Raw genomic sequence first — 2,734 nt, forward strand, 5'->3', positions numbered from 1 at the left:
CTGACCGTGGTGATCGGCGGGTCCTTCGGTGCAGGGAACTACTCCATGTGCGGCCGGGCGTACTCACCGCGCTTCCTCTGGATGTGGCCGGCAAGCAGGATTTCCGTCATGGGCGGAAACCAGGCCTCCAGCGTGCTCGCCACCGTGAAACGGGACCAGTACGAGGCCGCCGGGCAGGAATGGTCCGCCGAGGACGAGGAAGCGTTCAAGGCCCCCATCAAGGCACAGTACGAGGACCAGGGCAGCCCTTACTATTCCACCGCCCGCCTCTGGGATGACGGCGTGATCGACCCCGCGGACACCCGCACCGTCCTGGGACTGGCGCTCGACGTCGTCTCCCGTAGCCCGCTGCCGGAGACCTCCTTCGGCCTCTTTCGGATGTGAGCCAGCAATGACCGTCCCTTCCCCACCCACTGCTCCCTCTCAGAGCACCACGTCGGGCCCCCGGAGACCCCTCTTTGGTACCGTGCTCGTTGCCAACCGCGGTGAGATCGCGTGCCGGGTGATCCGTACCCTGCGTGACTTGGGCATCCGTTCGGTGGCCGTCTACAGCGATGCCGACGCCGGCGCCCGGCATGTGCGCGAAGCGGACCGTGCCATGCGGATCGGCCCGGCAGCCGCAGCGGAGAGCTACCTGAACATCGAAGCCATCATCCAGGCCTGCCGGGACACCGGCGCCGAGGCGGTCCACCCCGGGTACGGCTTCCTGAGCGAAAATGTGGACTTTGCCCGCGCCCTCGAAGCCGCCGGCATCACCTTTATCGGCCCGGGTGTCGAGTCCCTGAACGTCATGGGCGACAAGATCCGGTCCAAGAATCACGTCGCGGGCTATGGGGTTCCCGTGGTGCCGGGGATTGCCGAGCCTGGCATGACGGACGGCCAACTCATCGAGGCGGCGGCCGCCGTCGGCTTTCCGCTGCTCATCAAACCTTCCGCCGGCGGCGGCGGGAAGGGCATGCACATCGTGGAGGGCCCGGAGGAGCTCGCTGCCACGCTGGCCACGGCCCGCCGTGTTGCAGCGAGCGCCTTTGGCGACGACACCCTTTTCCTGGAGCGGCTGGTCCGCACGCCCCGCCACATCGAGGTCCAGGTCCTGGCCGACCACTACGGCAACGTCATCCATCTGGGGGAGCGCGAGTGCTCCCTTCAGCGCCGCCACCAGAAAGTCATCGAAGAAGCACCGTCGCCGCTGCTGGATTCGCTGGACGACGGCGGCGCCACCCGTGTGCGCATTGGTGAGGCCGCCTGCCAGGCAGCCCGCAGTGTCCACTACAGCGGCGCGGGCACCGTGGAATTCCTCGTGTCCGACGAAGCCCCGGACGAGTTCTTCTTTATGGAGATGAACACCCGCCTCCAGGTGGAGCACCCGGTCACCGAAATGGTCACCGGCGTGGACCTCGTCGAATGGCAAGTGCGAATCGCCGCCGGTGAGGAACTGACCGTCCGCCAGGCCGACGTCGAACTCACCGGCCATGCCGTCGAAGCCCGCGTCTACGCGGAAATCCCGGAGCGCAACTTCCTTCCCTCTACGGGAACGGTCCTGCTGCTCGACGAACTTCCAGGGCCAGCCCCGCGGCCAAGCGCCCCTCCCCGCGGCGAAGTGGCTGCAGGCCACGGCCGCGTCCGGGTCGATTCCTCCCTGCGCGAGGGGCTTGAACTCTCCTCGAATTACGACCCCATGATGTCCAAGGTCATTGCCTGGGGCCAGGACCGCAGGGCCGCCCTGGACACGCTCGATGAAGCGCTCGCCGGGTACACCGCCCTTGGGCTGGACACCAACGTGGAGTACCTTCGGCTGCTCATCAACGACGACGACGTCCGCGCCGGGCACCTCGACACCGGCCTGATCGAGCGGAAGCTGCCGGGCTTTGCCTTCCGGCGCGTGGAGGATGCCGAATTGGTTGCCGCAGCGCTGTACGCCTCGGCCGACGAGGAACGAAACCACCCTGTCCCGGCCTCCGGTCCGTGGCAGGCCCGCAACGGCTGGCGCCTCGGCGAACCCGCGCCGCGCCGGATCAGCCTGGGAACACCCGACGGCGGCATCGCAACAGTGCAGGTGTCCGGCCGTACCAGCGACGGGCCTGTTCTTGTCAGCGTCAACGGCGGACACCAACAGACGGCGTCGCTGGAATGGCGCTCGCCGAGGGCGGCTGTTCTGTCCCTCGATGGGGAAGACACACACTATTCCATCGCGCCGGTGTACACCGGTCCCGTCACGCCCACCTGGGACAATCCGACCCCCGCCGTGCCCACCGAACTCTTCCTGGGAAACGGAGGCTGGTCCTGCCGGCTGGAGGTACTCACGCGTGAGTCCAGGCTCGCCCGGGTGCTGGCTGCCATCGAGCGGGAGGAAGGGTCGGCAGACCCTGAGGTCCGTTCGCCCATGCCGGGCACGGTGGTATCGGTGGCAGTCAGCAGCGGCGACGCCGTTGTGGCCGGCCAGGTTCTCCTCGCGGTGGAAGCCATGAAGATGGAACACCAACTGCTGGCGGAGGTGGCGGGCACAGTCCATCTCACCGTCACGCCCGGTCAGCCCGTCAGGGCCGGCCAGGTGCTGGCCACTATCCATGCCAACGCCCACACAGAAAGCCCGGCACAGCCGGGGCACAACATCGAAGACACACTCAACACAGGCGAGGGAGCCTAGCCATGCCGGATTTTGAACTCAGTGAGGAATACCAGGACCTCAGCGACACCGTACGGGACTTCGCGGACCACGCAGTGGCCCCCGTGT

General features: G+C 67.4%; 2 protein-coding genes. Both read left to right on the forward strand.

Annotated features, from left to right (window positions below):
* Positions 1–384, forward strand: a 384-nt coding sequence (locus V9L17_RS21165; protein WP_337352786.1) for a carboxyl transferase domain-containing protein, incomplete at its 5' end; no start/stop codon positions are given.
* 7 nt (positions 385–391) lie between these two features.
* Positions 392–2,647 (forward strand): ATP-binding protein, encoded by a 2,256-nt coding sequence (locus V9L17_RS21170; RefSeq protein WP_337352787.1) that lies wholly within the window; start codon positions 392–394, stop codon positions 2,645–2,647.
* Positions 2,648–2,734: the final 87 nt, after the last annotated feature.

Source organism: Pseudarthrobacter sp. CCNWLW207, assembly GCF_037203945.1.
Taxonomy (GTDB): Bacteria; Actinomycetota; Actinomycetes; order Actinomycetales; family Micrococcaceae; genus Arthrobacter.